This window comes from Nonomuraea monospora (assembly GCF_039531895.1).
GTDB lineage: Bacteria > Actinomycetota > Actinomycetes > Streptosporangiales > Streptosporangiaceae > Nonomuraea > Nonomuraea monospora.
This window is the reverse complement of record NZ_BAAAQX010000040.1, coordinates 99,860-120,711: the sequence shown is the minus strand read 5'-3', so window position 1 is coordinate 120,711 and position 20,852 is coordinate 99,860. Positions and strand designations below refer to the sequence as shown.

The following is a 20,852-nucleotide window of genomic DNA, read 5'->3' as shown; positions in this document are numbered from 1 at the left end:
GGATATGTTCTCGGCCATGAGTGCCCAGTACGCGTGGTCCGAGGCTGATGAGGCGGAGGTTCGCCTGCTCGAAGAGCGGGTGGGGGTGGAGTTGCCGGGCAGTTATCGGCAGTTCCTCCTGTGCTCCGATGGGTGGGGTGACGGCTGTTTACTGCGTGCCGGGGAAGTCGGCTGGTTGCGTGACCTGGAGCCTTTGGCCGCCGAGGTCTGGTCAGGTGCCGGGAACGGGAAGGTGCGGAGCATTCCCGATGAGCTGTATTTCGTCTACGGGGAGGAGCAGGAGAGCGTCAACCTGAGAAGGGAATACGTGCCTGACACCCTTCTGGTCGGGCGTTGGGACGATGGAATGGCCCTTCTCAATCCTCATGTCAGGACTGCCGGCGGTGAGTGGGAGGCGTGGTATCTCGCGTCCTGGGTGCCTGGTGCGAGGCGTTACCGGTGCTTCTGGGATCTCATCAGGAATGAGCGCGTGAAACCGTCCTTGGGCCGGTGGTGCCCAGAGTATGGGGCCTAGGCCTAATGGAGTAGGGGTGGTGGATCGCGGGACCGACGTGCGTGACGGCCGCCGGCGATTAGCGTCCGATGTCATGAACGAGAGCGGGACACTGCAAGAGGCGTACGAGCGGCTGCACAGGACGGGCCCCGAGTTCGAGGGGTGGCTGTCCAACCACGGGCCGATGGCGGTCGAGGCGATGGTCAGGCACGGGCACGACCGTGACGTGCACCGATGGCTCGACGGGTACGTCGCCAGGCTGGACGAGCTGCCGCGCGGCTCCTCGCCGGTCGGGGCGGAGGAGTGGCGCGCGGCGCTGGGCGATGCGGGGCGGCTGGGGGATTGGCTGGCGTTCTTCGACAGGGAGCTGCGGGAGCGGCCCTGGCGGGACGTGCTGGAGACGTGGTGGCCGCGCCTGCTGCCCGGGATCGCGGCCGGAGCCACGCACGGGGTGATCCGCACCGGCCACGCGGTCCATGCCCTGCTCCAGCAGCCGGGTCAGGAGCAGCGGGATGAAGTGCGGCTGGCCGAGCTGGGGCAGGCGCTCGGTTACTGGGCGGCCCGCTGGCAGCCCATCGCCGCCTTCGACGCGCCGTCCGGCACCGCCGACCCGGAGCGCGCCATCGCCGGGGTGCCGCGCGTGCCGGACCAGAGCAAGGGCATCAACCACCGGCTCGACCAGCTCGCCGAGGTCCCCGGCTGGGCCTCGTCCGTGGCAGCGCTGCGACCGGCCGCCGACGCCGAGCAGGCGCGCGCACGGCTGGCCGAGCTGGCGGACGCGGCGACCCTGCGCTACCTCACCCACGCGCACGGCAACCCGGTCATGCTGGTCCACGCCGCGACCGCGCCCACGGCCGTGCTCAGGACGCTGCCCGCGCTGCCGCCGCACCTGTGGAACGCGGCGCTGAACGCGGCGTGGGCGGCCAGCGCCGCGGTGACCGCCGCGTACGCCCCCGCCGACGCCCGCCGCGCCCTGTCCGATGTACCCGACGGCCCCGACCAGCCGGAGGAGGTGTTCGAGCTGGCCGTCCGCCACGGGGACGAGCACGTGATCAAACTCGCCGACACCGCCCTGGACGTGCACCGCCGCACCGGCAACCCCGCAGCCCTCGCCGCGGTGACCCGCGCGGCCACCCTGATCAGCCCCTTCTCCTGACCCCTTCCGGCACTCAAGGCAACCACGCGCCCGAATGCGAAGAGTGCTCACTTCTTTACTTTCGGCTACGAAGCACGCGTGGCTGGGGCAGACTGCTCTTCCGAGCAAATGCGGCAGATCGACCCCCGGCGAAGGCGGCAATCATGGTCGGAGCGGCAGGCCAGGGCAGAGCGGGCAACCTGCCCCTGGAAACCACCAGCCTCATCGGCCGTCACGATGAGCTGGCACGCATGGAGACGCTGCTCGAACAGGGCAGGCTCGTGACGGTGACCGGGGTGGCCGGGGTCGGCAAGACCCGGCTGGCCCTGCGCGCCGCCGCCACCCTGCAGCCGCGGCTGACCCACGGGGCGTGGTGGGTGCCGCTGTCCCCGATCGGCCAGCCGGGCGCGGTCCGGTACACGATCGCCGAGGCGCTGCCGCTGGCCGACCGATCCACGCGTCCCATGCGCGAGGTGCTCGCCGAGTACCTCGCCGACCGCGAGCTGCTGCTGGTGCTGGACACCTGCGAGCACCTGATCGACGAGTGCGCGGCAATCGTCGGGACGCTGTTGCAGGCCGCCCCCAGGCTGCGCGTGCTGGCCACCAGCCGCCGCCCGCTGGGCCTGCCCGAGGAGGAGATCCTCGTCCTCGGGACGCTGCCGGTGCCAGGCTCGAACGTCCGCAGGCGAACCGGAACTCGCGAGCAGGACCGCAAGCGGAACGAGGCGCACGAAGAGAACCGCGGGCAGAACGAGGCGGGCGAGGAGGCGGAGGCGGTGCGGTTGCTGGCCGAGCGCGCCGCCGCCGCACTGCCCGGCTTCACTTTGGACGACCGCAACCGCGAGGCCGCAGCCAGGGTGTGCAGGCGGCTGGAGGGCCTGCCACTGGCCATCGAACTGGCCGCCGCGAGGCTGGCCGAGATGCCGATGGAGGAGCTGGCAGACCGGCTGTCCGACCGGTTGTCGCTGCTCGGCGACACCGCACAGGCCGTCTACGGGACGGTTCCGCCGTGGCACCAGGCGCTGCGTACCGCGATCGGCTGGAGCCACCAGCTCTGCACGTCGGAGGAGCGCCTGGCCTGGGCGCGGCTGTCCGTCTTCACCGGATCCTTCGACGCGGAGGCCGCCGCCCAGGTGTGCGGCGACGAGCGGCTCGCCCCGGAGCGCGTCCCCGGGCTGCTGGCCACGCTGGCCACCAAGTCGCTGCTGATCTGGGAGCCGACCGGCGGTGGGGAGCGCTACCGGATGCTGGACACCATCCGCGAGTTCGGCGCCTTCTACCTCGGCCAGCTCGGCGAGCAGGACACGCTGCGCCGCCGACACCGCGACCACTACAGGAAGCTGGCCGGCCTGGGCGACGCGTCCTGGCTGGGGCCCGACCAGGTCGCCTGGTACGACCGCATGACCGCAGAGCACGACAACCTGCGCGCCGCCCTGGAGTTCGCTCTGGAGTGCCCGGGGGAGCCGGTCGCGCTGGAGCTGGTCGGTGACCTGTGGTTCTACTGGTACGGCTGCGGGTTCGCCAAGGAGGGCGCGCACTTCCTGGAGCGGGCGCTGGCCGCCGAGACGGGGCCGGGCCGGGCCCGTACGAAGGCATTGTGGGTGGCGAGCCTGATCAGCACGATCCAGGGCGACGGCGTCACCGGGCTGGAGCTGGCGCGGCAGTGCGAGGACCAGGCCAGGCGGCAGAACGACGCGTCCGCGCTGGAGCACGGGCGTAGTACGGTCCTGGCCGCCACTCTGATCCTGGGAGACGGCGAGCGGATGATGGCTCTGTGCAAGGACGTGTACTCGCGCATGTCCGAGCGGGCCGAGCTCACCATGGCCTACTGCCTGAGCGCCCTGAGCGCGGGCGCCGCCTACAACTTCTTCGGCTCGTACGAGGAGGCGCTGGCCATCTGCGACCTGGTGAACCGTTGCTGCGACCCGCGCGGCGAACGCCTGTTCCGCTCGCACAGCGACATCATCCGCACCGACGCCGAGCTGAACCACGGCCACCCCGACGCCGCGCTCTCCTGCGCCCGGTCCGCCCTGAAGATCAAGCACCGGCTGAACGACCACCTCGGCGTCGCCGTGGTCCTCGACCTGCTCGGCCGCATCGCGGTCGCCATGAACGAGGGCGAGCGGGCCGCCTGCCTGCTCGGCCTGGCCCAGCAGGTGTGGAAGCGCATCGGCCGTCCCCAGATCGGCATCCCCACCTGGGTCGCCGCCCGCCGGGAGTGCGAGGTCCAGGCGCGGCGGCTGGTTGGCGATCTCGCGTACGAGCGGGCCTACCAGGCGGGCTACGACATCGACCCGCTGGACATCGGCATCGCCTACGCGGGCGGCGCCGCCGGCGTCGGCCTGCTGGCGGCCGGAACGTAACACAGCCGCCCCCCACCGCCCCCAACCCCTGACCCCGCACAAGCAGCCCGCACATATGCGGCACAACCAGCCCATATACGCCAGCCCGGCGCCCTCGACCGACCGTAAGGAGCCTCTCATCCGCCGGCGAAGCACGACTCTGCGGTCTCACCGCTGGCTCCTGCCATCGATCCTGCTCACCGAGGTCGCCATCGCCGCAGCCGACGAGGCGGCCGTCACCGTCTCGATGTCCGGCCTCCTGCTGCTCGGCCCGCTGGCCGCCGCCCACTGGTTCCTCAGCCCCAGGTTCACCACCGTGGCCGCGGCGATGGCCCTCGCCCTGGCCCTGTTCCTCCTGGCCACCGCCGACGGCGCGGGCTCCGGCCTCCCCACCGTCCCCGACCACCTGATCCGCGTGCTGATCGTGGCCACCAGTGGCCTGTGGGCGGTGCTGACGGCCCGTACCTACCGCGAGTACCACACCGCCGTGCTCCGCCTGTCCCGCCTCGCCGAGGCCAGCCAGCGGGCGATCAGCCCGCCGCTGCCCCCCGAGCTGGGCGGCCTCCACCTGGCCGCCCGCACCCGCTCGGCCACCCCTGGCGCCCGCCTGGGCGGCGACCTGCACGAGGCCATCTCGACGCCCGCCGGCCTGCGCCTGATCATCGGGGACGCCAAGGGCCACGGCATCGACGCACTCAGCCACGCCGCCTCCGTCCTGGCCGCCTTCCGCCAGACGGCCGCCACCGCCCCTGACCTGGCCTGCCTGGCCCACCACCTCGACAATCGCCTGGCCGGCGACCTGGGCGCGGAGGACTTCGTCACGGTCCTGCTGGCCGAGTTCGGCCGCGACCACGTCACGCTCGTCAACTGCGGCCACCCGCCGCCGATCCGCGTCGGCGCCACCCTGGACGTCCTGGTCCTGCGCAGCCCGTCCCCGCCGCTCGGCCTCTCGCCGGACCCGCACCCGCAGCGGGTCCGCCTCCTGCCCACCGACCGCCTGCTGCTCTACACCGACGGCCTGACCGAGGCCCGCACGCCCGGCGGGGACATGTTCCCGCTCGACGAGCGCCTGCACGCCACGCTCGCCGCCCCCACCCTGGACCAGGCCCTGGACGACCTGCTCAACGCCCTCGACAAGCACACGGCCACCACGGGAGCCGACGACGACCTGACCCTCATCCTCACCCAGGCCGCCCCGTCCGTCCTGCCCAGCCCACTCGCCGCACCCATCCCGGACGACGAGCGCACCACCACGTGACGGCGGATCACTCGTAGGCTCCCGCCATGACCGAATCCCCCGCCACCGGCTCGTTGCACCACGTCGAGCTCTGGGTCCCCGACCTGCCGCGCGCCACGACGAGCTGGCGATGGCTGCTGGAGCAGCTCGGCTACCAGCTCCACCAGGACTGGCCGGACGGCCGGAGCTGGCGGCTCGGGGCCACGTACATCGTCATCGAGCAGTCGCCCGCCCTCACCGCCGCCGGGCACGACCGCCGCCGCCCCGGCCTGAACCATCTGGCGTTCCACGCGGGCAGCCGCGAGCGGGTGGACGAGCTGGCCGGGCGGGCGCCCGCGTACGGCTGGGCGTTGATGTTCCAGGACCGGCACCCGTACGCCGGCGGGGAGCAGCACTATGCCGCTTACCTGGAGGATCAGGACGGGTTCGAGGTGGAGCTGGTGGCGGATCCCGGCTGAGGCGAGGGGTCAGCGGGCTCCGGCGGCTTGCAGGAGGGTGGTGACCTCCGTCTGGCTCTTGGTGCGGGCGTGGGCGAGGGATGTCACGCCGTCGCGGTCGGCGAGGTTCACGTCGGCGCCGGCGGCGATGAGCAGGCGCACGATCTCCTGGTACGGCGGGCCGCCGTCGCCGAGGATGACGGCCTCCAGCAGGCCGGTCCAGCCGAGGTCGTTGACGTGGTCGACGTCGATGCCGGTCTTCAGCACCTCGCGGACGTAGTCCACGTGCCCCCGCTCGCAGGCTGGGATGAGGGAGACGCCTCCGTAGCGGTTGCGCACGGTCAGGTCGGGCCCGGCCGGGAGGAGCGCGTGGAGCATGGCGACGCTGCCGGTGACGCCGGTGACCAGCCAGGGGGTGTCCTGGCGGGCGTCCTGGGCGTTGGGGTCGGCGCCCGCCTTCACCAGGACCTCGGCCGCCTCCACGTGGTCGGCCGCGGCGGCGAGCAGCAGCGCCGTGCGGCGCCGGTCGTCGCGGGCCTCGATGTCCGCTCCCGAGCTCAGCGCGTCGCGGACGGCGGCGGCGTCTCCTCGTGCCGCGGCCGCCAGCAGTTCCTCGTCGGTCACGCCTTCTCCTTTCGTGCCGCGGTTGCCGCATGCGGCCAGTAGCGAGGTGAGCAGGGAGGCCAGGACGGTCCTGCGCCCAGGGCTGCTCATCCCCGTCGGCCCCTTCACCGAAGCTGACCCGCGACCGCCTTCAGCCCGGCGCGGGCGATGGCCTCGTCGATGTCGCCGCTCGGCGCCCCGCCGACGCCGATGCCCGCCACGGGCGCGCCGCCGGAGGCGACGGGGACCCCGCCGCCGAGGAAGAGCGTACCGGGGATGTCGGCGATGCTCGGGCCGCCGCCGCCGTTCAGGCCCTTGGCCAGCTCGCTGGTGGGCCGCCCGAAGGAGACCGCCGTGAACGCCTTGCGCCTGGCCGACTCCTCGGTCTGCGGGCCCGCGCCGTCGCCCTTGACGACCAGTCGGGTCGCGCCCGAACGGTCGACGATGACGACGGTGACGCGCTGCTTCTGCTGGGCGGCCTCGCGCATCGCGGCCTGGGCGATCTTCAGGGCGGCGTCGGACGACAGCACCTCGGTCTGGACGAGCGGCTGGTCGGCGCGTGAGTCCTTGGCCGGGGTGAGTGAGGACGCCTCGGCGGTGGTGGGGGCGAGGGCGGCGGTCGCGAGGGCGAGGCCGGTAACGAGCAGGCTGATGGGGCGGGAGATGGTCATCTTCTCTTCCCTTCGTCGGTGTTCGAGCAGGTCAAGCCTGGCAACGAAGGCACCGCGCGCCATCGGGAGCACGGGCGATCCCGCCGCGTCAAGGGGTTGAGCCGCAGGTCAACCGATCGGTTGATTCGCCACCGTCCACGTCCCGGCCGGTCGCCTGAACTGCATAAAGTCTGGACGGAACGGACAGGGTGGGGAGGGCGATGAGGGAGCGCGTCTGGCTGAACTGGGCCATGCATGCGGGCTTCTACCTGCTGCTGGCCGCCTCGGCGTGGAGGCTGGTGTCCCGGCACGGCATGGTCGCGCAGACCGTGACGGCGCTGGTCATCTGCGCGGCCCTCGCCCTGGCGTACCTGACCGGCATGGTGTTGTGGGGCAGGCTCGGGCGCGGGCGGCTGGTGTGGCTGGGCTGCGTGGCGGCGGTCTGGCTGGGGCTGGTGGTCCTCGCGCCGTCGTTCAGCTGGTGCGCGGTGCCGCTGCTCTTCCTGTGCCTGCGGCTGCTGAACGCGCGGGCGTTCGCGGTGGCCGCGGCGGCGCTCACGCTGATCGTCATCGCGGCGCAGACCAAGATCGCGCAGGAGATCGATCCGAGCCTGATCCTCGCGCCCATCGGGATCGCCGCCATGACCGCGGTGACGTTCTGGGAGCTGCAGCGTGAGAGCGCCGCCCGTCAGCTGCTCATCGACGACCTGATCGCCGCCAGGGAGACGCTGGCCGAGACGCGGCACCGTACCGGCGTGCTGGAGGAGCGGGAGCGGCTGGCCAGGGAGATCCACGACACGCTCGCGCAGGGGCTGACCAGCATGGGCATCCTGCTGCAGGCCGCCGACCGCACCTGGGCCGCCGACCCCGCGCTCGCCCGGGCGCACGTACGGCGGGCCGCCGCGGCGGCGGCGGAGAACCTCGACGAGGCCCGCCGGTTCGTCCGCGACCTGCGACCGCCGGGGCTGGAGAACGGCACCCTGCCCGAGGCGCTCGCCCGGCTCGGCACGAGCGCCGGTGGCAGGGCGAGCGGGGAAGGCGAAGCGGGCGCCGGTGACAGGGCGAGTGGCGGAGGCGGCGCGGGTGGGCCGGGGGTGCGGGTGCGGGTGGAGGGTGAGCAGTATCCGCTGCGCCCGGACGTGCAGACGGCGCTGCTGCGGGTGGCCCAGGGCGCGCTGGCGAACGTCCGCGACCATTCGGGCGCCACGAGCGCCACGGTGACCCTGTCCTACCTGAACGGCGAGGTCACCCTGGACGTCTTCGACGACGGGGCGGGATTCACCGAGCCCTCCCCGGCACCGGGCCGCGGCTACGGCCTGCGCGCGATGCGTGACCGCCTGCAGGAGGTGGGCGGCGTCCTGATCGTCGAGAGCGCGCCGGGCGAGGGCACGGCGATCGCGGCCAGGGTTCCCGTCCGTTCATCAGAAGAGGGGGCGCGATGAGGCTGTTCCTGGTGGACGATCATCCGGTCGTCCGGGCGGGCCTGGTGGCGCTGCTCGCCGGCGAGGGCGACATCGAGGTCGTCGGCGAGGCGTCCGGCGCGGAGGAGGCGCTGAGCGGGATCGCCGCGGAAAGCCCCGATGTCGTGCTCATGGACCTGCAGCTCGGCGACGGCGTGGACGGGGTAGAGGCCACCCGCCGGATCCGGGCGCTGCCGTCGCCGCCGCGGGTCCTGGTGCTGACGACGTACGAGACGGAGGCGGACGTCATGCGGGCCGTGGACGCGGGCGCCACCGGCTACCTGCTGAAGGTGTGCCCGCCGGAGGAGCTGTTCCAGGGCGTCCGGGCGGCGGCCAGGGGAGAGAGCGTGCTGTCGGCCAAGGTGGCGGCGCGGATGATGCGGCGGCTGCGCGATCCGGGCCCGGCGTTGAGCGTGCGGGAGGTGGAGATCCTGGAGCTGCTGGCGAGCGGGGCCGGCAACCGGGAGATCGCCAGGCGGCTGTTCATCACGGAGGCGACGGTCAAGACCCACCTGGTGCACGTCTACGGCAAGCTGGGCGTGGACACGCGCACCGCCGCCGTCACCGCCGCCGTGGAGCGCCGCCTGATCAGGCTGCCCTGAGCCGCGCGGCGAGGTCAGGTGGTGAGGTGCGCGTGGGTGGCCAGGACGAAGAGGGCGAACGCCGTCCAGGTGAGCGCCGCCCGCGTCCAGTTCAGCCGGATCCAGCGGCGCTGCGCCTGCTGCCAGTCGTTGGGCAGCGCGTCCGGGTCCCAGCTCAGGATGACGTCGTAGTTGGGCTCAGAACGGAGCAGGGAGATCAGCCACGTGGTGACGGTGGCCACCAGCCCGGCGGCGGTGAGGACGAACGGCACGCCGGACGGCGCCTCGCGCAGCCCGAGCAACGCGACGGCGGGAGCCACGATCAGCAGGATCACGAGGGCATAGTTGGTCGGGGAGCGGCGGGCGATGGGCAGGAAGTGCGCGCACTCCGTGGCGAACCCGCGCCCCGGCTGCCGGACGAACATCGGATGCAGAATCGTCGTGAGGGTGAGCAGCAGACCGGACCAGAGGCCGGCGGCGACGACGCTGAGCCAGAGAGCCAGGGTAGCGATCACGGCAGGCCACCTCCGCCCTGGACGATAATCGCGCGGCGCGGCCCTGCCAGGGCCCAAAGACGCGGAAACCGGGTGGCGCGAACCGGGCGTCCTGCGGCATCATGGCCACCATGATCTTCTACGGGAAGGGCGGCCACCGCCCCAGCCGGTGACCCCCGGCGAGAGGAAGCCGAGCGCCGCGAACGAGCAGCTCACCTTCCTCGCACACGCACTCTCCCTGTCCTGCCTGCACGGCCCCGGCCCGTGGCCGCCGCACGCGATGGACCTGCCCGACGAGCCGCCACGCCCGGACGACGGCAAGCCGCACATGCCGTCCGTGGTCATGGACGGCGTCCGCACCCACCACTTCGGCGTCGGCTCCGCCCCGGACACCGTCCAGGCGGTCGCCGATCTCCTCCAGGAGCGAGCCCCGCGCGCCGCGCTGCACGACCGGCTCGCGCGGGCCCGCGCGCTGGAGATCTGTGACGACCTGCCGCGCGAGTTGGCCCGCAGGGAGCTGAGCAGGCAGCAGGTGTACGAGGCCGGTCACTGGCTGGCCGAGCACGGCACGCGCCGCGAGGCCGTCAAGATCGGCATCGTGCTCGTCGGCGTGTCCGGCGACGAGCGGGACCGCGAGCTGCTGCTCCTGCTGGGCACGCTGGAGGAGTTCACCCTGTACGCGGCCGTCGCCCTGCTGCGCACCCAAGCCGACCGGGAGCGGGCGGTGTTCGAGCTGGCCAGGCGGGTGACGGCCTGGGGCCGCATCCACGCCGTCGAACGCCTGGAGGGCAGCGACGACCCCGAGGTCAAGGCGTGGCTGCTGCGCGAGGGTTTCCGCAACGACATCATGGACGAGTACCTGGCCCCGCTCGCCGCCACCACCGGCGACCTGTACTCCGCGCTCCTCGACCCCGAGCCGGACGAGGCGCTGGTGGACGGCGCGGGCGGCATCCTGTCCGCGCTGGCCCGCGGCGACGGCGGCCCCACCACGGGCCTCGGCGCGTACGGCGACGCGGTGCCCGCCCTGGCCCGCTACGCCGACCTGGCAGGACAGGGGCAGGCCACCCTCCAGCGCCTCGACCACCTCCTGACCATCCGCCGTCACCTGCACAAACCCCCGGAGCACTGGCTCCCGGGCGACGTGGAGGCACTGCGGCAGCGCTACAGGGACGTGCTCGACCAGCCGCGCTGGACCGAACTGGCGCTGGCGGGCGTGGCGGACCCGGAGGCCCCCGGCTTCTCACTCGCCCAGCACTGCGCGAACCGGCTGGGCCTGCCGATCCTGCCGCAGCTCGTGGCGCGCCTCAGAGTGGACTCGGCAGACAGTTACACCTGGCAGAGCGTGATCCCCATGGTCGATGCCGGCACGCTGTTCGCGCTGGCCGAGGAGCTGCTGCCGCTGGACGACCTGGCCAACGGCCCCGGCACCCGGCTCATCGGCGACGGTCACGAGCAGGCGCTGGAGCTGGTGGTCACGGAGCTGGAGTCACATCCGGGCTTCGGGCTGCCGCTCATCAGGGCGGCCCTGCGCAATCGGGGCATCCGGATCCGCCGGGCCGGGGTCCGGGCGTTGCGGGCCTGGCTGGAGCCGCCCGCGGAGGGCGTCGCGTGGGTGCGGGCGGCGCACGCGGTGGAGCCGGACGAGGAGCTACGCGACGCCATGAACACCTTGCTGACGGGACGCCGTGGAGTGAACGGGGAGGGTTCGGCGCCACTTCACTGACAGTTCAGGCAATAGTCAGACATGCGCATAAGGCCGGTATAACGTCGATTTTTGATCAATGAACGCCGAAGACGGGTTATCGCACTGATGCGCAAGGTCCTGACACTCACCCTCGCCGCCACCTCCGCCCTCTCCCTCCTCACCGCGACCCCGGCGGGCGCCGCCGACCGTCCCCGCGACCTGCCCGCGGAGATCTACGGCGGCGCCTGGACGGCCGGCCACGTCCAGGGCATGGCCATCGACCAGCGCAAGGGGTACATGTACTTCTCCTTCACCAACCTCCTGGTCAAGACCGACCTCCAGGGCAAGCTGATCGGCTCCGTGACCGGCTTCACCGGCCACCTGGGCGACCTCGACTTCAACACCCAGGACGGGCGCGTGTACGGCTCGCTGGAGTACAAGGAGCAGGAGTCGTTCTACATCGCGATCTTCGACGTGGACCGCATCACCGCCCCCGACTTGGACGCCCAGACCACCGACGTGGTCAAGACCGTCTACCTGAAGGAGGTCGTGGCCGACTACGTGGCCGACATGAACGGCGACGGCGCCTTCGACGGCAACGTCGGCAACACCCCGGACCACCGCTACGGCTGCAGCGGCATCGACGGCGTCTCGTTCGGCCCCGAGTTCGGCAAGAGGCACGGCAAGCAGAAGCTGACCGTCGCCTACGGCGTCTACGCCAACACCGCCCGCCAGGACAACGACTACCAGGTCCTGCTCCAGTACGACATCCAGCAGTGGCGCAAGTACGAGCGCCCGCTCACCGAGAGCGCCCCGCACAGGAGCGGCCCCGAGCGGGTGGACGGCAAGTACTTCGCCTACACCGGCAACACCACCTACGGCGTGCAGAACCTCCAGTACGACGAGCACACCGGCAACTGGATGATGGCCGTCTACAAGGGCACCAAGCCGCAGTTCCCGAACTACACCTTCTTCATGGTGGACGGCGGCGCGCGCCCCAGGACGGGCGAGCTGACCGGCCAGCCGCGGGCCGAGCGCGGCAAGCTCCTCACGCTCGCGCAGGGCGGGCTGCAGGACGAGGCGACGGGGGTCAGGGGGTGGCAGTTCACCGGCGAGTACGGGCTGGTCTCCCTCGGCGGCGGGCGCTACTACGTGGCCAAGGCCGACAAGGTCACGGAGGACGGCGTCTCCAAGCACACCGGGCACGCCCAGCTCTACCGCTGGACCGGCCAGTCGCCGACGCCCTTCGAGCGCCTCGGCTGACACACGGTATGCGGCCGGTCAGTAAGGGCTGTTAGGGTCGTGACTTATTCCTGGAACGAGTAAAGAACCCTGCATGGGAGGGTCATGCGGACCACAGGGAAAGTCGCGATCGTCACGGCCGTGCTGGCCGGGGCCGCCGTCCCGATGACGACGGGGGCGCAGGCGCAGGCCCAGGCGTGGTACGCCTACCACGGCCTGAGCGCGAGCCAGAGCGTCGCCAAGGTGAAGCAGCTCAAGGACCAGGGCTACCGCCCCATCACGGTCAACGTGTCGGACGGCGAGCGCTACGCCGCCGTCTGGGTCAAGGGCGGCTCGTCGAGCGAGTGGGGCATCTGGCAGGGCATGTCGGCCGACGGCTTCCAGAAGCGCTTCGACGCGGGGCTGAAGGAGGGGGCGCAGCCGACCTCCATCTCCGCCACCGGGCCGGCAGACTCGGCCGTGTTCGCCGCCGTCTTCGAGAAGAAGAAGGGCGCGTTCCTCGCCAAGGCCGGCCTCACCCCGGCGGGCTTCGCCGCCGCCAACAAGGAGGCGCTCGGCAAGGGGCTCGCGCTGACGTCGGTGGACGCGTACGGCACGCCGGGCGACATCCGGTACGTCGGCGTGTGGAGCGCCAACAGCGGCGGCGCCTGGTACTACACCTACGGCAAGTCGCTCAAGCAGCACGAGGCCGAGGTCTACGCCAAGAAGGAGAAGGGCTTCCGGCCGGTCAAGGTCTCCGTGGCGCCCGACGGGACGTACGCGGCGGTGTGGCGCAAGGACGGGGTCAAGTCCTGGGCCCACTACGTGGACATGAGCGCGTCCGGCTACCAGAAGCGCTTCGACGACCTCAAGGCCAAGGGGCTCGCGCCGGTGCAGGTCAACGCCGAGAACGGCAAGTACGCCGCCATCTGGCAGTAGCACGCGCGGGCGCACGGGTGCGGTGGACGGCGCCGCCGGGCCGCCGTGCAGCGGCACCGCACCCCGCCGGGCCGCCATGCAGCGGCACCGCACCCCGCCCGGCCGCCGTGAGACGACGCCGCGCTCCCCTCCGCCCCTGCCGTGTCGTCACCTGGTCAGGATGCGGACGTCGCCCGTGGTGCTGCTGGCCGCGATCTTCCGCCGCCCCTCCGGGTCGTCCTTCACCTCGGAACGCGTGCTCCCGTCCACACTCCTGGCCGTGACCGCGTACGCGCCCTCCGGAACCCTCGCCGTCACCCTCCCGTCGCTCGACCGCAGGTCCAGAGTGGTCGGGGCGTCCTTGAAAGCCACGTCGATGGCCCCGTCCGAGGTGCGGCACCGCACGTACCCCGAGGTGAGCCCATCGCCCGTGATCGACCCGTCGCTCTGCAACCGCAGCCGCCCCGACGCGCCCGTGACCTGGATGCGCTCCCGGCTCTTCGCGGCCACGTCCTGGGTCAGGCCGTTCAGGATGAGCCCGTCCGTCACGTCGATCGAGAGCCGCACGCCGGGCGGCACCTTGACGTGGTAGCGGGCGCCGCAGTCGCCGAAGACCATGCTGCAGTCCGCGCTGAGGCGCAGGGCGCCGTCGCGCAGCGACCAGGCGGGGGAGTCGGCCGCCTTGCCGCGCACCCACCGCTCCACCTGCACGGCGCCGCCCGCGCCCGGCAGGACGCGTACGCCGCCCAGGGAGGCGTTGATCTTGAGGTCGGTCCCGGTGAAGGGGAACGACTGGGTGGCGTGAACCTCATCCGCCTCCAGGTCCACGCTGCAACCGGCGGTCGCCAGGAGCGCCGCACACGCCGCTAATGCCGCAATCTGCCTCATGACCCACGATCGTCGCCGACCGGCCCCGCCCGGCCATCGACCGTCCGGCCGACCCGGCCCGGTCCGCCTCGTCCATTCGGTCATTCGCCGGTGGCGGCCGTGGTTCCCCGCGCGTGCGGCGGCTCCGCTGAGCCGAAAAGAGGATCGTCGCCGGCGGTGCGCCCGCCGGGTCCTCGGCTACAGCTCCGCCAGCAGCGCGTTCACCTGCCCCAGCGGATCGCCGCCGATCGGCCGCACCGCCACCGACGTGGCCCCCGCCGCCCACAGCGCCTTGACGTGCGCGGCGGCCTCCCCGGCGGTGCCGGACGCCATCGCCACGTCCTCCGGCGCCACCTCCAGGAACCCGGCCTGCCCGGCCACCACCGCCCGCGTCTCCTCGTCACCGCCGGACCCGACGCGCAGGAACGTGAACACGACCAGCTCGTGATCCTCCCCGGCGCCGATCGTCTCGACGATCCCCGGCACCTGGTCGGGCCCGACGCCCTCGGGCACGATCGTCCCCTGCGCCACGCGTCCCGACAGCGCCAGTGAGCGGGGCCGCTTCACCCCGGCCAGCACGGGCGGCGGCTCAAGGGGCGGGTGCACCAGTGACACGCCGTCCAGGTGGACGGATCTGCCGTGCAGGGTGACCGTCTCGCCGCGCAGCAGCGCGCTCACGGCGGTGATCGTCTCCTCCAGCAGGGCGAGCGGCGACGCGGGGGCGGCGCCCACCTGGCGCATCCAGTCGTGGACGCCGTGCCCGATGCCGGCCGCGAGCCTGCCGGGGTGCATCCGGGCCAGGTTGCCCAGCTCCATCGCCAGCAGCATCGGGTTGCGCAGGGGAGCGGGGGCGATGCCGAGGCCGACGCGCAGCCGGGAGGTGACGGCCAGCGCCGTGGCGGCCGAGGTGAGGCCGCCCGTCCAGCCCAGGTCCTCGACCACCCACAGGTCGTCCACGGCCGTCTCGTCGAGCGCTCGCGCGAACGGGATGAGCTGCTCGGGCGGCAGGTCCCGGTCGAACATGACGCCAAGTCTCACGATGCCCTCCAGTAATAGCGGAACAGCCGGCCGACCTCCGAGTATCCGGCACGCCTGAAGGCGGCGGCGGTCGGGACGTTGGCGACGTCGGTGGCGGCCACGACGCGCTGCAGGCCGGCCTCGGCGAGCGTGCGGGTGCCCCAGGCCAGCAGGTCGTCCACGTAGCCGTGGCCGCGGTGCTCGGGCACCACGCCGATGTAGGCGATGGAGTGGTCGTCGGGGGCGACCAGGCCGACGGGGGAGTCGCCGAGGTAGCCGACGACGAACCAGTTCGGCTTGGCCTTGCGGCTCATCAGGTCGTCGTACATCCAGCGGGCCTCCTTCTCCGCGCCGGACGTGGCCACCTCCACCCGCGTGTCGTGGTCGAGCGAGCCCTCGGAGATGCGGACGAGGATGCCGATCACCTCGGCGGGGTCCAGGCGGCGCGCGGGCACGTACGTCAGCCTGCCCGGATCGCGGGGCACGTCGCTCACGGCCGCCCACTCCAGCAGCAGCCGCTCGACCTCCATCGTGAACCCGGCCTCGATGAGCGCCTCGTGCTCGACGGCGCGATCGACGGCGGGGGCGAGCCCGGGTTGCAGCGAGATGTCGTGGATGATCTTGGTCAGGCCCATCTCGCCGAGGCTGCGGCGCAGCAGGCCGGCGGCGGCGACGGGGTCGGGGCCAGGGTCGAACTGCCAGACGATCACCGGCTCCGAGCCGGGGAAGGGCGCCCAGTAGGCCAGCCGGGCCTGCCCTTCCGCGAAGCACCACTCAGGCCGCGTCCTGCCCTCGTCGAAGGCGGCGCGAAGCTGGGAGCGCGCAGGCTCGGGGAACTGGTCGAACAACGTGAAAGCCTCCACCGCTGAGGGGGCTCTCCCGCGACTTCGCTAGGGGGTCGTGGAGAGGCGTACCGACATGACGAGACCATGTTCTCGCACACCTCTTACCGGTTTTACCCGTTACCGCTCAGGCGGCCCTCTCCAGCGCGCTGCGCGCCTCGGTGAGGGAATGGCTCGTCTCGAAATGCCGGTCGAGATTCGTGATCGTCAGCAGATGACTGATCATTCCGGGTGCGAGAACGAGGATCATCCGGCCGTTCAGGTCCTGGACGTGGTTCAGCGTGGCGACCAGCACGCCGAGCCCGACGGAATCACAGAACGGCACCTCGGTGAGATCGACGACCACGTTGAGGGGATCGGCGGACGCCAGAGCCTGTTCGAGCTCCGCCCGCAGCCGGGGCGCGCCTGCAACGTCGAGATCGCCTACGACGTGCAGAACCGTACAGGGCTCCTCCCGCCAGTACCTGACCACCATGGGCCTCACCTGCCCGACACCCAGATAATTATGCCTATTTCTTACATATGTTCTGCATTGCCGTTTTGGTGGTTGGTGTAACACTCGGCTTCGCAGTTGGGGTGCCGGAAGACTTCTGTTGCAGAACTTTCGGCTGGTCGCTGCCCAGGATCAGCTCGACGCCGTCCAGCTCCACCTTCCGCAGCTTCGCGCCGGGAATGGCGGCCGCCACGACTTTCGCCTGCTGCTCGAAACCCTCGCCGTAACGGATGAAGGTCTCCTTGTAGTCCTTCTTCGAGGTGTTGCCCGGCTTGCCCGGCACCTTGAAGCCGTAGGCGACCAGCGCCTCCTTCGTCCGCGCCGCCAGGCCGGTGATCAGCGTGCCGTTCTTGACCTCCACCGTGATCTGCTCGGGCGTGATCGCCGACGGCTTGGGGGAGGCCGAGGCCGAGGCGGACGTGGACGGCGAGGGCTTGGCGGGATCCTGGTCCGCGTCGATCTTGGCGAACAGGTCGCGGGCCGCCTGCTTGTCCCACAGCACCGCCGACTCGCCCGTCGGGGCCTTGAAGTCCACGTCGGCCAGCGGCACCTCGGCGAACTTCACGTCCTGCAGCGAGACGTCCCTCATCTGCGTGGCCAGCCCGAGCAGCCCGTCGTCCGGATCGACCTTCACCGTGCTCAGCGTCGAGTTGACGAACGAGGCCAGCTTGGCCGGGTTCGCCAGCGTGTCGGCGCTCAGCGCCCGGTTCAGCAGCGCCGAGATGACCTGCTGCTGCCGGTCGATGCGGTCGAGGTCGGAGCGGGCGGTGGCGCGGGTGCGGGCGTAGCCGAGCGCCTGCACGCCGTCGAGCTGGTGGGTGCCGGCCGGCAGGTTGAGCGCGATCTTGGTGTCGTTGATCGGGACGGGCGTGCAGACGGTGACCCCGCCGAGGGAGTCGACGACGTCGATGAAGCCCAGGATGTTGACCTCGATGTAGCGGTTGATCTCCAGCCCGGTGGCCGCCTCCACGGTCTGCTTGGCCAGCTTCGGCCCGCCGAACTGGTACGCGGAGTTGATCTTGTGGTCGCCCTTGCCGGGGATCGTCGTCCACGTGTCGCGCGGCAGGCTCACCACGGTGACCTTGCTGTGGTCCTCCGACAGGTGGACCACCATCATGGTGTCGGTGCGCTGGCCGCTCTCCCGGCCCAGCTTGAGCCGGTTCTGCTGCTGGCGGGTGAGGTCGTCGCGCTTGTCGACGCCGACCAGGAGGATGTTCTCCGCGCCACGGGACGCGGGAGCCGTCACGCCGGCGTCCACCGTGCCGATCTGACGCGGGGTCGCCCACACCACCCCCGTGGTGATCAGCACGCCCGTGGACATGAGCCCGGCGGCCAGCACGTTGCGGCGGCGGGCCTTGGCACTTCTGCGCGGCGGCCTGCGAGTGCGGACAGGAGTGGTCAGCTTGACGCCGCCGTAGGCGTCGCCGCCCACGAGCACCCCGCCGTCCTCCTCGTCCGGGTCGCGCATGTGGTCCCCCTTTTGTCACCCAGGAGGATCAGCCTTTCGATTGCCCTCCTCCCACGGTCGTACAGTAGCGTGAGCCCCGCCATGAAGCAGTTCCCCGACTCGCCGCACGCGCCCGCGCAGACGCGCGGCTGGCCCCCCATCTCCGTCGTCATGCCGGTCCTCAACGAGGAGCGGCACCTCCGCGAGGCCGTCGAGATGGTCCTCGCCCAGAGCTACCCCGGTGAGATCGAGATCGTTCTCGCCGTGGGTCCGTCCCAGGACCGCACCCAGGAGGTCGCCGACGCCATCGCGGCGGCCGACCGGCGGGTGACGGTGGTGCCCAACCCGACGGGCCGCACCCCCAACGCGCTCAACGCGGCCATCGCCGCCTCCCGCAACGACATCGTCGCCAGGGTCGACGGGCACGCCATGCTGCCCTCCGACTACCTGCGCGTGGCCGTCGAGACACTGGCAGAGACCGGTGCCGACAACGTGGGCGGCATCATGGCGGCCGAGGGCGTCACCCCCTTCGAGCAGGCCGTCGCCTGCGCCATGACCTCCAAGATCGGCGTGGGCGCGGCCGCGTTCCACGTGGGCGGCTCCGCCGGGCCCGCCGACACCGTCTACCTCGGCGTCTTCCGGCGGTCTGCGCTGGCCAGGGTGGGCGGCTACGACGAGCACTTCCAGCGGGCCCAGGACTGGGAGATGAACCACCGCATCCGCCAGACGGGCGGGCTCGTGTGGTTCCAGCCGCGCATGCGGGTGCTCTACCGGCCGAGGCCCAACGTCAAGGCGCTGGCCAAGCAGTACTTCCACTACGGCCGGTGGCGGCGGGTGGTCGCGCGCACCCACGAGGGCACGATCAACCTGCGTTACCTCGCGCCTCCCGCGGCCGTGCTCGCCATGCTGCTCGGGCTGGTCGTCTCGCCGTTCCTGCCGCTCGCGCTGATCATCCCCGGCGGGTACGCGGTGGCGATCGTCGCGGGTTCGGCGCTGACCGGCGGCGGGCTGCCGATGAGCGCCAAGCTGCGGTTGCCCGTGGTGTACGCGACCATGCACTGCTCGTGGGGCTGGGGCTTCCTGACCAGCCCGAAGAAGCTGTCCCGGCCGCAGAGCTGAGTTTCCGAACGTCCCCCGCACCCCGCCGTACTCCGGCGGGGTCCTTCCCGGCAGAAGCGTCCATGGGGGCTGTGATCAGCCGCCCGAGAACACCCGCTCGACGGCCGCGTTGAAGCGGGCCATCGCGTCCGGGTACTCCGGCCCCAGCAGGTAGCTCCGCAGCTTGACGCGCGCCCTGGCCAGCGTGTCCTCCCCGTCCAGGAACTCCGCCAGCCCCGACAGGTCCTCGCCCAGCAGCGTCCCCGCCTCCGCGCTCGGGTACCGCTCGTGGAAGGCGCGCTCGGGCAGCCCCGTCACGTTCGTCACCGCGTACGGCTTCTCGCTGGCCAGGAAGTCGGTCACCACGCTGGAGATGTCGCTGATCAGCAGGTCGCACTCGTTGAAGCAGTCGTACAGGTGCGGCGAGTGCCCGGTGACGACCAGGTGCCTGATGTGCGGCGCCGTGCCGTCGGCCCTGGAGGGGTGGCGGGCCTTCGACTTGGCCAGCTCCGCCGCCTCGATCATGGCGACGATCTTCCTGTGCGCCCGGGTGGCGCTCTTGTCGCGGTGCCCGGTGAGCGGGTGCGGCTTGTAGACGACCCGCAGCGGGGGCTGGTGGTCGAGCAGGGCGCGCACCAGGCGCGGCCCCATGGTGATCAGCGAGGTGTGGAACAGGTCGTCGTTCCAGCCCTCCCAGGTGGGCGCGTACAGGACGGTCCGGTACGGCAGCCCCGGCCCCTCCGTCGAGATGCCCTGGAGCTGGGGCCGCCCGACCTCGTGGATGTTCTCGTCCCTGACGCCGACCCTGGCCCGCCGGTACCGGTCGCGGCCCGCGGGGCCCGCCACCCACACCTCGTCGTACACCCGCGAGAACGGGTTGAACGAGGCCTCCTTGTCGCTGTCGCCGTGGTTGAGGAACGCGCTGCGCAGGGTCGGGATGCGCAGCATGTGCACGTTCCTGCCGACGTTGGCGACGTACAGGCACAGCTTGGCGCCGGCCAGCGCGCGGAAGCTCATCAGGTCGGCCGACGACGGGATGCACACCATCGGCAGCGTCGTGGATTCCAGATGCCTGGCCATGCCGCGCTCGCGCAGCACGACGATGGCGCGCCGGTTGATGCGTTCGAGGGTGGGCAGCCACATCCTGGCCTGGTAGGCGGCGGCCGTGGCCCCCGAGAAGTACAGGATGACCTCGGGGCCGTACTTCTCGACCTGCTCCGAGACGACCTCCAGCACCCTGGCCCGGTCGGTGAGCGGCCTGGCGCGGCGCACGTACGGGATGAGCGCGAGCGCCGCCGCCAGGCCCGCCGCGAGCGCCACCCCCGCGCCCGCCGTGGCGGGGACGACGCCCAGGACGGCGCCGAGCACCGGCAGCGCGTCCAGGTAGAGGAACGGCACGCTGCGGGCGTCACGCAGCGGCCCCGGCGGCATCTTGGGGCTGCTCAGCGCGGAGACGTCCAGGTTGCGGGTGGTCACCGGCATCCTGCTGAGCATCTGGCGCAGCCGCAGCGCCAGCCCCGTGTGCAGGGCCCGCACCGCGTGGATCGCCAGCAGGCCGGCCGCCAGCGCCGCGAACCACGGCAACTCGGCCCCCGCCGTCCTGGCGACCAGGAGCAGCGCCATGGTCTCCCTGACCGCGAAGCGCAGCGTGATCCCGAGGTGCACCTTGCCGAGCAGCTCGGGCAGCGGGCGGGCGGCGCGCGGCGCCGCGTACTCGATCAGGTACGAGGCCGCGGCCACCACGCCGAACAGCACCGGCGCCGGCCACAGCGCCGCCACCAGCAGCGCCGGGTAGCAGCCGAGCAGCGCCGCGATCACGATGAGTCTCCCCAT

At 71.9% G+C, this 20,852-nt stretch carries 20 protein-coding genes; 11 read left to right on the top strand and 9 right to left on the bottom strand.

Annotated elements, in window-relative coordinates:
* Positions 1-16 precede the first annotated feature (16 nt).
* The 5 genes from ABD331_RS48855 to ABD331_RS48835 all read left to right on the top strand — a co-directional run bounded on the left by ABD331_RS48855 (position 17) and on the right by ABD331_RS48835 (position 5,665).
* Positions 17-514, top strand: coding sequence for an SMI1/KNR4 family protein (locus ABD331_RS48855; protein ID WP_344491891.1), 498 nt, complete (start codon positions 17-19; stop codon positions 512-514).
* A 73-nt stretch (positions 515-587) separates the two neighbouring features.
* The gene (locus tag ABD331_RS48850; RefSeq protein WP_344491888.1) at positions 588-1,649 is read left to right on the top strand and encodes a questin oxidase family protein; all 1,062 of its coding nucleotides are present in this window, start codon (positions 588-590) and stop codon (positions 1,647-1,649) included.
* A gap of 143 nt (positions 1,650-1,792) precedes the next feature.
* Positions 1,793-3,991, top strand: a complete 2,199-nt coding sequence (locus tag ABD331_RS48845) for an ATP-binding protein (RefSeq protein ID WP_344491885.1) — start codon at positions 1,793-1,795, stop codon at positions 3,989-3,991.
* 55 nt (positions 3,992-4,046) lie between these two features.
* On the top strand, positions 4,047-5,228 hold the full coding sequence (locus ABD331_RS48840) for a PP2C family protein-serine/threonine phosphatase (RefSeq protein WP_344491882.1): 1,182 nt from the start codon (positions 4,047-4,049) through the stop codon (positions 5,226-5,228).
* A 26-nt stretch (positions 5,229-5,254) separates the two neighbouring features.
* The gene (locus ABD331_RS48835; protein WP_344491879.1) at positions 5,255-5,665 is read left to right on the top strand and encodes a VOC family protein; all 411 of its coding nucleotides are present in this window, start codon (positions 5,255-5,257) and stop codon (positions 5,663-5,665) included.
* Between the two features lie 9 nt (positions 5,666-5,674).
* Here ABD331_RS48835 and ABD331_RS48830 read toward each other — a convergent pair whose 3' ends face one another.
* Positions 5,675-6,268 (bottom strand): ankyrin repeat domain-containing protein, encoded by a 594-nt coding sequence (locus ABD331_RS48830; RefSeq protein ID WP_344491876.1) that lies wholly within the window; start codon positions 6,266-6,268, stop codon positions 5,675-5,677.
* Positions 6,269-6,372: 104 nt separating this feature from the next.
* The gene (locus ABD331_RS48825; protein ID WP_344491873.1) at positions 6,373-6,918 is read right to left on the bottom strand and encodes a GlcG/HbpS family heme-binding protein; all 546 of its coding nucleotides are present in this window, start codon (positions 6,916-6,918) and stop codon (positions 6,373-6,375) included.
* Between the two features lie 200 nt (positions 6,919-7,118).
* Between ABD331_RS48825 and ABD331_RS48820 the strand changes: the two genes are divergently transcribed.
* Together ABD331_RS48820 and ABD331_RS48815 are read left to right on the top strand one after the other, a co-directional pair.
* The gene (locus tag ABD331_RS48820) at positions 7,119-8,339 is read left to right on the top strand and encodes a sensor histidine kinase (protein ID WP_344491869.1); all 1,221 of its coding nucleotides are present in this window, start codon (positions 7,119-7,121) and stop codon (positions 8,337-8,339) included.
* Complete coding sequence (locus ABD331_RS48815) at positions 8,336-8,959, top strand: response regulator (RefSeq protein WP_344491866.1); 624 nt, start codon at positions 8,336-8,338, stop codon at positions 8,957-8,959. The genes ABD331_RS48820 and ABD331_RS48815 overlap by 4 nt, the downstream gene beginning before the upstream one ends.
* A 14-nt stretch (positions 8,960-8,973) precedes the next feature.
* On the opposite strand, the gene ABD331_RS48810 is transcribed toward ABD331_RS48815, so the two are convergent.
* Positions 8,974-9,453: a hypothetical protein gene (locus tag ABD331_RS48810; protein WP_344491863.1), complete on the bottom strand. Its 480-nt coding sequence runs from the start codon at positions 9,451-9,453 to the stop codon at positions 8,974-8,976.
* A gap of 148 nt (positions 9,454-9,601) precedes the next feature.
* Here ABD331_RS48810 and ABD331_RS48805 point away from each other — a divergent pair, with 148 nt between their 5' ends.
* From ABD331_RS48805 to ABD331_RS48795, 3 genes are all read left to right on the top strand, one after another.
* A complete protein-coding gene (locus ABD331_RS48805) occupies positions 9,602-11,155 on the top strand; it encodes a hypothetical protein (protein WP_344491860.1) in 1,554 nt (517 codons plus the stop codon).
* Positions 11,156-11,242: 87 nt separating this feature from the next.
* Positions 11,243-12,379, top strand: a complete 1,137-nt coding sequence (locus ABD331_RS48800; protein ID WP_344491857.1) for a hypothetical protein — start codon at positions 11,243-11,245, stop codon at positions 12,377-12,379.
* Between the two features lie 84 nt (positions 12,380-12,463).
* Positions 12,464-13,276, top strand: a complete 813-nt coding sequence (locus ABD331_RS48795) for a hypothetical protein (protein ID WP_344491854.1) — start codon at positions 12,464-12,466, stop codon at positions 13,274-13,276.
* Positions 13,277-13,423: 147 nt separating this feature from the next.
* Here the strand turns inward: ABD331_RS48795 and ABD331_RS48790 are convergent, their stop codons facing one another.
* The 5 genes from ABD331_RS48790 to ABD331_RS48770 form a co-directional block, all read right to left on the bottom strand.
* Positions 13,424-14,143 carry a DUF4097 family beta strand repeat-containing protein gene (locus ABD331_RS48790; RefSeq protein ID WP_344491851.1) on the bottom strand — a complete coding sequence of 240 codons (720 nt, stop codon included), beginning with the start codon at positions 14,141-14,143 and terminating at the stop codon, positions 13,424-13,426.
* Between the two features lie 177 nt (positions 14,144-14,320).
* Positions 14,321-15,160 carry an LLM class flavin-dependent oxidoreductase gene (locus ABD331_RS48785; RefSeq protein ID WP_344491848.1) on the bottom strand — a complete coding sequence of 280 codons (840 nt, stop codon included), beginning with the start codon at positions 15,158-15,160 and terminating at the stop codon, positions 14,321-14,323.
* On the bottom strand, positions 15,157-16,002 hold the full coding sequence (locus ABD331_RS48780) for a GNAT family N-acetyltransferase (protein WP_344491845.1): 846 nt from the start codon (positions 16,000-16,002) through the stop codon (positions 15,157-15,159). The genes ABD331_RS48785 and ABD331_RS48780 overlap by 4 nt, the downstream gene beginning before the upstream one ends.
* Positions 16,003-16,108: 106 nt before the next feature.
* Positions 16,109-16,456 (bottom strand): STAS domain-containing protein, encoded by a 348-nt coding sequence (locus tag ABD331_RS48775; protein ID WP_344491842.1) that lies wholly within the window; start codon positions 16,454-16,456, stop codon positions 16,109-16,111.
* 34 nt (positions 16,457-16,490) lie between these two features.
* Entirely contained in the window at positions 16,491-17,942 is a 1,452-nt protein-coding gene (locus ABD331_RS48770) for an LCP family protein (protein ID WP_344491839.1), read from the bottom strand.
* An 81-nt stretch (positions 17,943-18,023) separates the two neighbouring features.
* Here ABD331_RS48770 and ABD331_RS48765 point away from each other — a divergent pair, with 81 nt between their 5' ends.
* Positions 18,024-19,040, top strand: a complete 1,017-nt coding sequence (locus tag ABD331_RS48765) for a glycosyltransferase family 2 protein (protein ID WP_344491836.1) — start codon at positions 18,024-18,026, stop codon at positions 19,038-19,040.
* 75 nt (positions 19,041-19,115) lie between these two features.
* Here the strand turns inward: ABD331_RS48765 and ABD331_RS48760 are convergent, their stop codons facing one another.
* Positions 19,116-20,852, bottom strand: a complete 1,737-nt coding sequence (locus tag ABD331_RS48760) for a CDP-glycerol glycerophosphotransferase family protein (RefSeq protein WP_344491833.1) — start codon at positions 20,850-20,852, stop codon at positions 19,116-19,118.

Bases quoted from the DNA above. Each gene is read 5' to 3' on its own strand.
- ABD331_RS48855 (WP_344491891.1), top strand. From the start codon at position 17: ATGAGTGCCCAGTACGCGTGGTCCGAGGCTGATGAGGCGGAGGTTCGC.
- ABD331_RS48850 (WP_344491888.1), top strand. From the start codon at position 588: ATGAACGAGAGCGGGACACTGCAAGAGGCGTACGAGCGGCTGCACAGG.
- ABD331_RS48845 (WP_344491885.1), top strand. From the start codon at position 1,793: ATGGTCGGAGCGGCAGGCCAGGGCAGAGCGGGCAACCTGCCCCTGGAA.
- ABD331_RS48840 (WP_344491882.1), top strand. From the start codon at position 4,047: ATGCGGCACAACCAGCCCATATACGCCAGCCCGGCGCCCTCGACCGAC.
- ABD331_RS48835 (WP_344491879.1), top strand. From the start codon at position 5,255: ATGACCGAATCCCCCGCCACCGGCTCGTTGCACCACGTCGAGCTCTGG.
- ABD331_RS48825 (WP_344491873.1), bottom strand. From the start codon at position 6,918: ATGACCATCTCCCGCCCCATCAGCCTGCTCGTTACCGGCCTCGCCCTC.
- ABD331_RS48820 (WP_344491869.1), top strand. From the start codon at position 7,119: ATGAGGGAGCGCGTCTGGCTGAACTGGGCCATGCATGCGGGCTTCTAC.
- ABD331_RS48815 (WP_344491866.1), top strand. From the start codon at position 8,336: ATGAGGCTGTTCCTGGTGGACGATCATCCGGTCGTCCGGGCGGGCCTG.
- ABD331_RS48800 (WP_344491857.1), top strand. From the start codon at position 11,243: ATGCGCAAGGTCCTGACACTCACCCTCGCCGCCACCTCCGCCCTCTCC.
- ABD331_RS48795 (WP_344491854.1), top strand. From the start codon at position 12,464: ATGCGGACCACAGGGAAAGTCGCGATCGTCACGGCCGTGCTGGCCGGG.
- ABD331_RS48790 (WP_344491851.1), bottom strand. From the start codon at position 14,143: ATGAGGCAGATTGCGGCATTAGCGGCGTGTGCGGCGCTCCTGGCGACC.
- ABD331_RS48775 (WP_344491842.1), bottom strand. From the start codon at position 16,456: ATGGTGGTCAGGTACTGGCGGGAGGAGCCCTGTACGGTTCTGCACGTC.
- ABD331_RS48770 (WP_344491839.1), bottom strand. From the start codon at position 17,942: ATGCGCGACCCGGACGAGGAGGACGGCGGGGTGCTCGTGGGCGGCGAC.
- ABD331_RS48765 (WP_344491836.1), top strand. From the start codon at position 18,024: ATGAAGCAGTTCCCCGACTCGCCGCACGCGCCCGCGCAGACGCGCGGC.
- ABD331_RS48760 (WP_344491833.1), bottom strand. From the start codon at position 20,852: ATGGGGAGACTCATCGTGATCGCGGCGCTGCTCGGCTGCTACCCGGCG.